The organism is uncultured Negativicoccus sp. (assembly GCF_902480485.1).
Lineage (GTDB): Bacteria > Bacillota > Negativicutes > Veillonellales > Negativicoccaceae > Negativicoccus > Negativicoccus succinicivorans.
Window position 1 is genome coordinate 23,203 of sequence record NZ_CABSTC010000003.1, and the last position, 10,137, is coordinate 33,339.

Genomic DNA, 10,137 nt, shown 5'->3' on the forward strand with positions numbered 1-10,137 from the left:
AATAAATAAAAATTTATGTTGAGAATAAAGGAGCAGCGACAACATGGCGGCGCAGGAGATGGCAAGCCCTAAGACAGCGGTGCAGGCGTTATTGACGCAAGCAGTGGCTGACGGCGCGAGCGATGTGCATTTTGAACCGCAGGAAAACGGGCTGCGCGTGCGTTTTCGCATTCACGGCAAACTTTGGGAAACAACGCAACTCCCCGGGACTTTTGCGCCCTCCGTGGCGAATTATATCAAAGCGCTGGCGCATATGAACATGGCGGAAAAACGATTGCCCTTAGACGGCAGTTGCACTTTTGAAACCGGTAACAGGAAATATGATTTACGTATTTCCTCGTTACCGGTTTTTTATGGTGAAAAAATAGTGGTCAGAATTTTAGGCAATCCGCTATTTGTGCCGCAATTGGAAAGGCTCGGGCTGTTGCCGGCGGCGCAGTCGCTGTTGGTTCGTGAATTGCGACGCAGCGCGGGATTGATTGTGGTTGCCGGCGCGACGGGAACGGGCAAAAGCACCACGCTGGCGGCGGCGCTAGCCTTTTTGAACGACAGCGCGCGCAATTTGGTCTCGATTGAAGATCCGATTGAATATCATTTGCCCGGCGTGAATCAGGTGCAGGTAAATGAGCAAAGCGGACTCACATTCGCCAAAGGTCTGCGCAGTATTTTGCGCCAAGATCCCGATGTGATCGCCGTCGGCGAAATTCGCGACCGCGAAACGGCGGAAATTGCGATTCGCGCGGCGCTGACAGGGCACCTGGTGTTGTCTTCGATGCACGCCAATACGGCGGCGGAAATACCGCTGCGTTTTGTGGAAATGGGAATCGCGCCGTACCTGGTGGCGGCGTCGTTGACGCTGGTGATTTCGCAACGCTTGCTGCGTCTTTTATGTCCCGCGTGCAAACAACCCTACCGCGGCGTTGCGCCGTGGGCTGAGGAGAGCACCGATAGCGCCTTGTTTACGCGCGGCGGTTGCGAGCGATGTCACGCGACCGGTTATTCCGGGCGGACGGGTATTTTTGAAATGTTGACGTTGGATGAGAGCATTAAAAATCAACTGGCGTTGCCGGAAGGTATTCCGAGGTTACGCTCGTTGTGCGGCAGTCTGACGCGGTTCCCGCTCGCGCAGCAGGTTCGCGAACGGATTGCGAAAGGCGAGGTAGGCGTAGAGGAGGCGGCTTTTTTTGCGAACTGATGGGCAGGCCGATTGGTTGGCTCAGGCGTTGCAACGCCAGGCGAGTGATATTCATTTGACGCCGGGAGAGCCGATTTATTATCGGCGGGAAGGACGACTGGAAAACAGCGGAGAGATCCTCAACGAGGCGGCGTGGGATGCCTGGTGCGCTCATTTTTTAACAACGGATGAGCAAACCATCCTGCGTTCCGAACGTCATCTTGATATTGTTTGCCGTGAACATCGACCGTTGCGTTTTTCTTTCTTTTTCGCCGGAGATAAACTTTGCGCCGGTGTGCGCATTTTGTACGGTTTGGACGATTTACCGAAGGATCCCGATCCGGCGCTTTTGGCGGATGCCGCCGCGTTAAATGAGGGTTTGGTGCTGATCGGCGGCGCGACCGGCAGCGGCAAAACGACGGCGCTATTACATGTTTTGGCGCAGATGAATGAACGGTTTTCGCGGCACGTGATTACGCTGGAAGATCCGCCGGAATTATATTTACCTGCCGGCCGCTGTCTGATTCGTCAACGCGCTGTCGGCACGGACGTGGCGGATTTTACGAGCGGCGTGTGGGAAGCATTGCGAGCTGACCCGGATGTGTTGGTCATCGGTGAATTGCGTCACCCGGAGACGATTCACGCGGCGTTGACGGCGGCGGAAACCGGCCATCTCGTGTTAGCCACCGTGCATAGTGCAACGCTGCCCGCCATGATCGGGCGGCTGGTGCACGCGTTTCCCGCGGCGGCGCAAACGCAAGTGCGTTACCAAATCGCCTCGACATTGCGGTTGGCTGTCGCGCAACGCCTGCTGCCGGTCGGCGCGTGCCGCGTATTATTGCGTTCGTACGCGTGGTGGACGCCGGCTTTGTCACGTCTGGTGCGTGACGGCAAAGAGGCGCAATTGAACGGTTATTTGCAAACGGGCGGTGTGCAGGCGCAAACATTTACGCAAGCGCTGCAACGCGCGCGGCAAGTGCTTTCCGACGATGAAAAAGACGATCTTGAGGAGCAATGGCGACAATGCAGCGATACCACTATATAGCATTGGATGAAGCGCAACATTTGCGGCGCACGGGCTGGATTGAAAGCGCCTCGGAAGCCGACGCGGCAGAGTTGCTACGCGCGCGTTCCTGGTATGTGGTTCGTTTGCGCCGCGGCAATGCATGGGAACAAATTTCGCAACGAAAACTCGGCGCGCGCACCTTGGCGCTTTTTACACAACAGTGGGCGACATTGTTGCGCGCCGGGATTGACGTGCTGACGGCGCTGCGCTTGCTGAGTGAAACGGGTCCGCCCCGCTTGCAACAAGCGCTGACCGATGTCAGCGCGGCGGTGGAGACGGGTGACACGTTGCGGCAAGCCTTGCAAACAGCGCACGCTTTCCCGCCGTTACTGATCGCGCTGGTAGAAGCGGGCGAAGCAGCCGGTGTGCTGGCGGAAAATTTAACATACGCTTCGCTCTACTACCGCAATCAGTTGAAACTGCAACGCTTGCGCCGGGAAGCGTACAGCTATCCGTTGCTGGTGATGCTGGCGGGTCTGCTGGTCGGCGGGATTTCCGTGATTTGGATTTTGCCGACCTTCGCGAATCTGTTCGCCGATCTCGGCGCGCAACCGTCGGCGGTGACGCAAACGGTACTAACGACGGCGCAATGGTTTCATTCCCAGGTCATTCTGATCGCATTCACTCTACTTTTGGTTTTGGGCACGATCGTAGCGTTGGCCATGACGCCGAGAGGACAGATGTTTATCGCCAGTCAAGCGGATCGCTTTACTTTATTTCGCGCGCCGATATACGCGCGCATGGCGCAGGTACAGGCGCTTTTGTTAAAGAGCGGCTTGGATCTCGCGGAGACATTACGCTTAACGGCGGCGGTCACCAATCCGCTATATCGGGAACGCTTGCTTACCGCTCGTACTGCCGTGCGCAACGGCCGCGCGTTGGAGACGGCGCTGCAAGCGGCGGATATCACCGCGCCGGTGTATCTTCACATGGTGCGCGTGGGCACGGAAAGCGGACGTTTGGAGGAGCTTTTGGCGGAGACGGCGACGTATTACGAAGAGGAAAGCGCGCGCAGTTGGGAGCAGTTGAAAACATGGTTGGGTCCGTTGCTTTTGTTGGCGACGGGATTATGGGTAGGATTTTTAATGTACAGTATTCTGCTGCCGATTATCGATGTGGTAACGGCTCCGATGTAGAAAGGATGATTTCCATGCAGACAAAAAAAAAACGCAAACATGCCGGTTTTACTTTGATTGAACTGTTAATTGTAATTGCTATCATCGGGATTTTGGCGACGATTGTTTTACCGAAATTCGGCGGCGCGGCGGATCGCGCCAAAGTGGCGAAGATTCAAGCGGACTTACACAGTGTCGGAACGGCGGTAGCGATGTACCAGGTGGACACGGGCAAATATCCGAGCTCCCTGGACGAATTGGTGAATACGACGGACGCCTCGAAAGGATACTTGGAAGCGGTTCCGAAAGCGCCGGATGATGAAAGCTATGACACGAGCAAGTTGGCGACGAAGGGCGAAGTCACTTACAGCTATAAAGGCACGACATACTCCTCGCACGGCGGGCCGAGCGGTAAATGACGCTGACCACTGTCGGCGTTTTACTGTGGCCTTGTCTCGTGGGACCCTGCATATGGCGTTGGGCGGAAGCGTATCGGCGGCGCTATGCCGCGGAATGGGCCGAACCTTTTACGCCGCGACGCGGGTTAACGCGCGCGGAATGGTGCTTCGGCTTTTTAGCGGCGCTGAGCTTGTTGCCCGGTCTGGCGGCCGGGCGTTCGCTCATCGGCACATTGGTATTGTGCGGACTGAGTCTGCTTGCCGCGCTTTGTGACGCGCGTTATGGGGTATTGCCGAGGCGCCTTTCGCTTTTGCTTTTTCTGGCAGGAAGTGCGGAAAGCATCGCGGCGGGACATCTTCTGAGCGCATTGACGGCAAGCTTTTTGGCGGTTGTCGTTGCGGGTATTTTATACGGACTCGCGCGAGGCGGCATGGGACAAGGCGACATTTGGTATTACGCGGCGCTCGCGACTTGGCTGTCGCCGTTGCAAACGTTATTGCTCTTGTGGCTGGCGGCGCTTTTGGGAGCATGCTTCGGCATTTTTTCCCGCGGATTTTCTTCTCGCCGTCAGGCGATTCCGTTCGGGCCTTTTTTGACGTTGGCGGTCGGCTTAGCGACACCGATAGGAAGTTGGCTGGGTTATGGATAAACAATCAAACCGCGGTTATTTGTTTTGGGAAATGCTGGTGGCGATCGCTTTAGTGGGGATCTTTACCGCCTGGTCCGCCATGCAGTATGCAGCGTTTCAGGATCGGCAGACTTTATTGCGAGCGACCTCGGCGCTTTGCGCCGCCATTCATCAGACACAAGCGCTCGCGCAACAAAACCGCGGCGCGCAAAGCAATATGCCGACCCTGCATCTCAATGTCGATCATCGCCCGGCGATGTACTACGTAACAGCGCGAAATACGTTGATCGGTCAACGCGCCGCCTTGCCGGAGGGCATTTCATTCAGCGCGGGGCAATCCAAGTTGGTCCAGTTTCAAAGCAACGGACGACCGATGCAAAGTTACCGCGGCAACTACCAAATCGTGTTGGAAAATCGTCATCATGAACGCAAAAGGATTATTATCAGCGCACAGACAGGACGGGTACGCGTGCAATGAATATGAAATCGCGAGGCTTTATTTTTCCGGAAGTTCTTTTCTTAATTCTGATCATGACGGTGGTTGGCGGAACGCTCGCCGCCACCGTTTTGGGAGCGGTGCATAACGCGGCCAGCGGGCGGGAGCAAACGGAGCGGGCGGCGCTGTTACAGGAGACGGCGGAAAGATTGAAATACGCCTACCTCGTCGATGGCGTGCCTGCCGGTTACAGTATTACCAAGGAATACAATGCGCATCGCTTTACGGTTGATGTCGCCGGTATAGAGGCGACAGAACCGAATATTTACGGCTATGAAATCACGGTCAGCGGCTCACGAGGCGCGGATGCGGTGACGATTTGGCTGCCGCGAGGAAACACACATGCGTAAACACGCGGGCTATATTCTTTGGGAGCTTTTGCTGGCCCTCTTGCTCTGCGGACTGTTGAGTGCGGCATTGGCGCCGCGGGTGCGCGGCGTGTTGCAAACCTTTCAGCGACTCGGGACGGAACTCAAAATCAGCGAGGACAGCCGGTTCATTTTGGGAACGCTGGACAGCTATTTGTGGTCCGGCACGTCGCAAACAAGACCGGGGCGAAAGAATCAATACGTTTTTGTGACGCCGAATCATTTGCGGCACGCTTTTTACGCGAGCGGCGCGCTTTATTTGGAATTAAAAAACGGGCAGCGCCAACCGATGACGGAAGCGGGCGACGGCACGACCAACCGGCCGCGATTTCTTCCGGGAAAAGAAGACGGTGACAAAATGTTTACGGTAGACGACCAAGGCCTTGTGACGGCGCAGTTTACCTGGGTATACGGAGCGCGTCAACAAACGTACGGCACGGCGGTTTTGCCGTACGCGCAGTGGTATCGCGTAGGAGAGACCTATGTCGTGCGCTGAATCGCACCGCGGCAGCGTGCTCCTTTGGTGGTGCGTCGCGTTGTGCGGACTGCTGACGCTTGCCGGGCTTGTGATGCAGCAGGCGTCTGCGGTGCGTACGGCAAGCGCGTATACCGTGACGGGCCTGCAAACTCGCTACGTCGCGGAAAGCGGGCTGAACTGGGCGCTCGGACGTTGCGCCGCTCAAGGATTGCCTGACAATGTGGTGACGAAAGAGCTGGCGGTTCGTGACGGCTACCAAAATCGCGTGACGATGGATCCGCAGGGCACGCAGGCGACGATTACCAGCGTCGCCGTGCACGATGCGGAGCGAATCACGCTTGTCATTAAAATCAACTGCGTACCGAAAGGAGAAGGCAAATGGGAAATTGGCGTCAGCGAATGCAAAAGCTGACCGACGCGGGCAAACGAATATTTGTCTCCTCGCCGTTGCCTTTTTTGGCATGGGAAGGTGACGGTTTATTGTGCGTGCGGGAAAAAGCAAGCGGACCGGCGCAGTGGATTTGGTTGCCGCATGCCGCCGATGATTTGGCGAAAACGCGCCGGGTACTGACGGAAACATGGCATGTGCCGCTGCATACGGTAGTGATGGCGGCAGCCCCCGCGGCGGTGCGGTATAAAACGGTGGCAATGGGAGCGCTCAATGAACGTGAGTTGCGAGAAATGCTGCGCTGGGAAGGAGAACGTTTCTTTCCGGATGTAGCGGCTCCATGGATCGGCACGCGTTCGGTTCCGTTGCCGGAGGGGCGTGTCCGCGTCTTGATGGCGGCGCTGACGTCTGACGCGGTGCCCGACGAGCGCTTGGCGGCATTGGGCGTAGAACGCGTGATCGTAGTTCCGGAAATCGTCGCGCTGGGGGAAGCGCTGGCGGACTCCGCGGGGACGGTTTACTGCGCCGCGTCTCAAATGGTGGCGGAGTATCGGGAGCGCGTGTGGACGGATTGGCGGACGCATACGAGCGCCGCAACGCATTCGGACGAGGTGACTGAAGATGAAGCCATCTACGTGCATGGCGCGGCCGCGCCGAGCAGTATCGGCACGACCCGACCTTGGCCCGCGACCATTCCCGCGGAACTGCTCGGGGATACGCCTTCGCCATGGCGTGATGCCGCGTACCTGCCGGAAGCTGCCGCGCGAGCGGCGCAACGACCGGAGAATGCCGCGCTTTGCCAAACGATTCGTTTAGAAAATCACGCGCCGCAACCCGCGCCGTCTTGGTTTCGACCCGTGTTGGCGGGAAGCCTTTGCATTCTGGCGCTCGCGTTCGGGTATGCGGCGTTTCATTACGCCATGTATCAAAAAGAAATGAGCGCGTTACAAAACGAAACGACGGTCGCTCAACTGTCGGCACTGCGCACGCAGGCAGCCGCGTATCAGAAGGCGGTACACGATCGGCAAGAACATGAGCGAACGCGCTTAACGGCAAGCAAACTGCTGCTCGTGATTTGCGACTCCTGCCCCGCCGATGTGACGCTAACGGAAATTCGCACGGAAAATGAAGACATTATTGTCACCGGAAACTTCCAATCGGGCGCGCCCTTACATGATTGGAGCGAATATTTAAGCGCCCGTCTGGAACGGCCGGTACGAAGTAAAATCGATCGTCATGTAGCGGCGGCGCATACTTTTACGCTGTGGCTGGGTCATGCGGAGGAGGAAGCTAATGCCATCCGTCACTAAATATCCGTTGCTGCTGTTGGCGGCACTCTGGTTATTGACTGTTGTCGCGTTCGGCGGCGGATACCACTGGCAAGCTCGGACCGCGGACGCTATCCGAGCAGAAGCGGCGCAGGCGCATGAAATCGAACGACTGACAGCCCAACTGGCACAACAGGAACAATATCAAAACGAAGCCGCGCGAATAATCGACTGGGAGGCGGACGCGAACCGGGCGCACGTGCAAATGGAAAGCAGCGAAGAGATTCCTTCTGCGGACGAGACCAAACAATGGAAGATGACATTGGTCGGCGATTATTTTCATCTGCTGGAATTATTTGCCGCATGGGAAGGCCACCCGCATGCGACGGAAATCACGTTGACAAAAATGGCGCCGATCAGTCCATCGGTTTGTCGCGCGGAAATTCTCGTTCGTCAAACCGCACCCGTAAAAACCGCACATTGAACTCTTTGGGAAAAGTAAACGCAAGAAATCAAATAGATGTAGTATAATATAAGGAAACGGCGAAAAATACCATTTATTTATATTAAACACTTGTGAACAGATTTTACGGGAAGGATTTACACTATTTATGGAAACGAGTTTAACGGCGGAACAACGTTACGCGACAGAGCAACGCTTACTTTGGCAATCGGCGGGTCTGATGGGACTGATTGCCGTCGCGGCGACCTGGTTCGGCCTGCTCACGAACTCGCATGCGATCTTGATTGACGGGATTTTCTCGTTTGTGGCAGTCATTATTAAGATTTTAATGATCATGACTTCGCGTCTGACAACGCGGGAATCGAGCAAAAAATTTCAATTCGGATATTGGCAGTTTGAACCGCTCGTGCTTGCGGCAGAAGGCGGCTTCACGCTGATCATTGTTGTCTATGCGTTTTTGAACGGCATGATCAGTCTTTTCAGCGGCGGCAATGCAATGAACTTCGGCTTGGCGATTATTTACGCCTTGACGTTTACGTTCGCCAATATGGGGTATTATCTCTATGTGCATCGGGTAAATCGGAAACTGAAATCCAGCCTGATTCATTTTGATAATATGAGCTGGCTCGTCGATGCCTGTTTCGCCGCCAGTTTGTTTATCAGTTTCGGCTTGGCCTACTTGCTTGAACGAACGCAATATGCGCATTACGGGGTATTCGTCGACCCGGTGATACTAATCATTTTGTCATTGACCATGATGCCTGTCGCGCTCAATATTTTGGGACCTGCGGTAAGGCAGGTACTCGGCATGGCGCCGGAAGGTTTACATGAAAAAGTTCATGAAGTAATGGATGATTTCATGGTCCGCTACCGTTTCAAGGACTACGTGAGTTCCGTGCAACGGTACGGCAAAATCGCCTTTATCGATATCGATATTTTAATTCCGAAAAGTTACCCGATCCAGGAAGTGGGAGATCTCGACCGTATTCGTGATGAGATTGATAAGGCCCTGGGCGGTAAATCGGTACGCAAGTGGCTGACCATTACCTTTACTACCAGCCGTCGTTGGATGGCGCAAGATTATGAGCTGTTGGAGGAGGAAGACGAATGAGCACTGTACCGTTTCGCGATATCCTGCTCGCCGGCGCCGCCGGAGATGCGATTGGCTACGTTGTTGAATTTGACGATGTGGAAACGATCAAAGAAAGCTACGGTCCGCACGGTTTGCGCGGCCCTTTGAGCTTAGACGGTTCGGGTGAATGGTTGATTTCCGACGACACGCAGATGACGCTTTTTACCATTGACGGCATCTTCTGGTCACGACAGCGCGGGGATGCTTTGACGAAAGGTCTCTACCGTTCGTACATGCGCTGGTACTACATGCAAACGGGAGAAGAACCTCGGCGCGGGCAAAAAAGCTGGCTCAAAAAACAACCTTACGAAACGACGTATAATTTAGCGAAAGATCATCGTCTGCAAGAGCGGCGTCATCCCGGTATGACCTGCCTTACGGCATTGCGTGATCCGGCGGACCGCGGCGTGACGCAGCCCCTTAACGACAGCAAGGGTTGCGGCGGTATCATGCGTGTGGCACCGATCGGTTTATATTTTCACGGCGATCCCGAAGCCGCTTATGAGAACGGCTGCGCTTGCGCCGCGATTACCCATTCGCACCCGTCGGGATATATCGCCGCCGGTGCGATGGCATCGTACATGGCCTTGCTTTGCGACGGACATACGTTGCGGCAGGCGGGAAAAGTCGTCAAGGAAATGTTGCGCGTAAAAGAAAACGCAGACGAAGTATATGATGCTATCGTGGCCGCGGAAAAAGCAGCGGCTAAAGTACCTGCATTGCGTAAAAAAGCCGGAGCCGATGATTGGTGGTACTATTTGCCGGGACTGGAAGCACTCGGCGAAGGTTTCGTGGCCGAAGAAACTTTGGCGATTGCATTGTATTGCGCATTGGCTTACTCCGGTTCGCGATACGCCGTGTTGGCAGCGCTGAATCACGGCGGTGATTCGGATTCAACGGCCGGCATTTGCGCGCAATTGGTCACGGCGGAAGCCGGACGCAATCGGATTCCGGAAGAATGGTTGGAACATTTGGAATGTCGTGATATTATCATCGACATGGCCGATCGACTGGAAAAAATAAGTTTTGCAGAAAAGTCTTGACACCGGAAAAAAGAGATGCTATCATAATCAAGTCGCACGAAGCGACACGGTTCTTTGAAAACTAAACAATGCAATGAATTAACGCCAATGTGCGGGTCTGATTACACAGACCCGAGTCA

The 10,137-nt window shown here is 55.3% G+C and carries 13 protein-coding genes; all 13 read left to right on the top strand.

Going from position 1 to position 10,137, the window contains the following annotated elements; translation table 11 throughout:
- The first annotated feature begins 43 nt into the window (after positions 1 to 43).
- The 13 genes from RDN69_RS00530 (at position 44) to RDN69_RS00590 (ending at position 10,018) form a co-directional block, all read left to right on the top strand.
- Positions 44 to 1,195: a GspE/PulE family protein gene (locus RDN69_RS00530; RefSeq protein ID WP_273260832.1), complete on the top strand. Its 1,152-nt coding sequence runs from the start codon at positions 44 to 46 to the stop codon at positions 1,193 to 1,195.
- Positions 1,185 to 2,219, top strand: coding sequence for a type IV pilus twitching motility protein PilT (locus RDN69_RS00535; RefSeq protein ID WP_273260835.1), 1,035 nt, complete (start codon positions 1,185 to 1,187; stop codon positions 2,217 to 2,219). Before RDN69_RS00530 ends, RDN69_RS00535 begins: the two co-directional genes overlap by 11 nt.
- Positions 2,189 to 3,376 (top strand): type II secretion system F family protein, encoded by a 1,188-nt coding sequence (locus RDN69_RS00540; RefSeq protein ID WP_273260837.1) that lies wholly within the window; start codon positions 2,189 to 2,191, stop codon positions 3,374 to 3,376. The genes RDN69_RS00535 and RDN69_RS00540 overlap by 31 nt, the downstream gene beginning before the upstream one ends.
- Before the next feature lie 14 nt (positions 3,377 to 3,390).
- Positions 3,391 to 3,774 (top strand): type II secretion system protein, encoded by a 384-nt coding sequence (locus RDN69_RS00545; protein ID WP_288218092.1) that lies wholly within the window; start codon positions 3,391 to 3,393, stop codon positions 3,772 to 3,774.
- Positions 3,771 to 4,403, top strand: coding sequence for an A24 family peptidase (locus RDN69_RS00550; RefSeq protein WP_288218093.1), 633 nt, complete (start codon positions 3,771 to 3,773; stop codon positions 4,401 to 4,403). The genes RDN69_RS00545 and RDN69_RS00550 overlap by 4 nt, the downstream gene beginning before the upstream one ends.
- Positions 4,396 to 4,860, top strand: a complete 465-nt coding sequence (locus tag RDN69_RS00555) for a Tfp pilus assembly protein FimT/FimU (protein ID WP_273260843.1) — start codon at positions 4,396 to 4,398, stop codon at positions 4,858 to 4,860. Before RDN69_RS00550 ends, RDN69_RS00555 begins: the two co-directional genes overlap by 8 nt.
- Positions 4,857 to 5,228 carry a hypothetical protein gene (locus tag RDN69_RS00560; protein WP_273260845.1) on the top strand — a complete coding sequence of 124 codons (372 nt, stop codon included), beginning with the start codon at positions 4,857 to 4,859 and terminating at the stop codon, positions 5,226 to 5,228. Before RDN69_RS00555 ends, RDN69_RS00560 begins: the two co-directional genes overlap by 4 nt.
- Entirely contained in the window at positions 5,221 to 5,742 is a 522-nt protein-coding gene (locus tag RDN69_RS00565) for a hypothetical protein (RefSeq protein WP_273260846.1), read from the top strand. The genes RDN69_RS00560 and RDN69_RS00565 overlap by 8 nt, the downstream gene beginning before the upstream one ends.
- Positions 5,729 to 6,136: a hypothetical protein gene (locus RDN69_RS00570; protein WP_273260848.1), complete on the top strand. Its 408-nt coding sequence runs from the start codon at positions 5,729 to 5,731 to the stop codon at positions 6,134 to 6,136. Before RDN69_RS00565 ends, RDN69_RS00570 begins: the two co-directional genes overlap by 14 nt.
- The gene (locus RDN69_RS00575) at positions 6,103 to 7,422 is read left to right on the top strand and encodes a hypothetical protein (RefSeq protein ID WP_273260850.1); all 1,320 of its coding nucleotides are present in this window, start codon (positions 6,103 to 6,105) and stop codon (positions 7,420 to 7,422) included. Before RDN69_RS00570 ends, RDN69_RS00575 begins: the two co-directional genes overlap by 34 nt.
- Positions 7,406 to 7,864, top strand: a complete 459-nt coding sequence (locus tag RDN69_RS00580; RefSeq protein ID WP_273260852.1) for a hypothetical protein — start codon at positions 7,406 to 7,408, stop codon at positions 7,862 to 7,864. The genes RDN69_RS00575 and RDN69_RS00580 overlap by 17 nt, the downstream gene beginning before the upstream one ends.
- A 127-nt stretch (positions 7,865 to 7,991) precedes the next feature.
- Positions 7,992 to 8,954 (top strand): cation diffusion facilitator family transporter, encoded by a 963-nt coding sequence (locus RDN69_RS00585; protein ID WP_273260854.1) that lies wholly within the window; start codon positions 7,992 to 7,994, stop codon positions 8,952 to 8,954.
- Positions 8,951 to 10,018 carry an ADP-ribosylglycohydrolase family protein gene (locus tag RDN69_RS00590; RefSeq protein ID WP_273260856.1) on the top strand — a complete coding sequence of 356 codons (1,068 nt, stop codon included), beginning with the start codon at positions 8,951 to 8,953 and terminating at the stop codon, positions 10,016 to 10,018. Before RDN69_RS00585 ends, RDN69_RS00590 begins: the two co-directional genes overlap by 4 nt.
- The last annotated feature ends 119 nt before the right edge of the window (positions 10,019 to 10,137 follow it).

Bases quoted from the DNA above. Each gene is read 5' to 3' on its own strand.
- RDN69_RS00530 (WP_273260832.1), top strand. From the start codon at position 44: ATGGCGGCGCAGGAGATGGCAAGCCCTAAGACAGCGGTGCAGGCGTTA.
- RDN69_RS00540 (WP_273260837.1), top strand. From the start codon at position 2,189: ATGGCGACAATGCAGCGATACCACTATATAGCATTGGATGAAGCGCAA.
- RDN69_RS00545 (WP_288218092.1), top strand. From the start codon at position 3,391: ATGCAGACAAAAAAAAAACGCAAACATGCCGGTTTTACTTTGATTGAA.
- RDN69_RS00550 (WP_288218093.1), top strand. From the start codon at position 3,771: ATGACGCTGACCACTGTCGGCGTTTTACTGTGGCCTTGTCTCGTGGGA.
- RDN69_RS00555 (WP_273260843.1), top strand. From the start codon at position 4,396: ATGGATAAACAATCAAACCGCGGTTATTTGTTTTGGGAAATGCTGGTG.
- RDN69_RS00560 (WP_273260845.1), top strand. From the start codon at position 4,857: ATGAATATGAAATCGCGAGGCTTTATTTTTCCGGAAGTTCTTTTCTTA.
- RDN69_RS00565 (WP_273260846.1), top strand. From the start codon at position 5,221: ATGCGTAAACACGCGGGCTATATTCTTTGGGAGCTTTTGCTGGCCCTC.
- RDN69_RS00570 (WP_273260848.1), top strand. From the start codon at position 5,729: ATGTCGTGCGCTGAATCGCACCGCGGCAGCGTGCTCCTTTGGTGGTGC.
- RDN69_RS00575 (WP_273260850.1), top strand. From the start codon at position 6,103: ATGGGAAATTGGCGTCAGCGAATGCAAAAGCTGACCGACGCGGGCAAA.
- RDN69_RS00580 (WP_273260852.1), top strand. From the start codon at position 7,406: ATGCCATCCGTCACTAAATATCCGTTGCTGCTGTTGGCGGCACTCTGG.
- RDN69_RS00585 (WP_273260854.1), top strand. From the start codon at position 7,992: ATGGAAACGAGTTTAACGGCGGAACAACGTTACGCGACAGAGCAACGC.
- RDN69_RS00590 (WP_273260856.1), top strand. From the start codon at position 8,951: ATGAGCACTGTACCGTTTCGCGATATCCTGCTCGCCGGCGCCGCCGGA.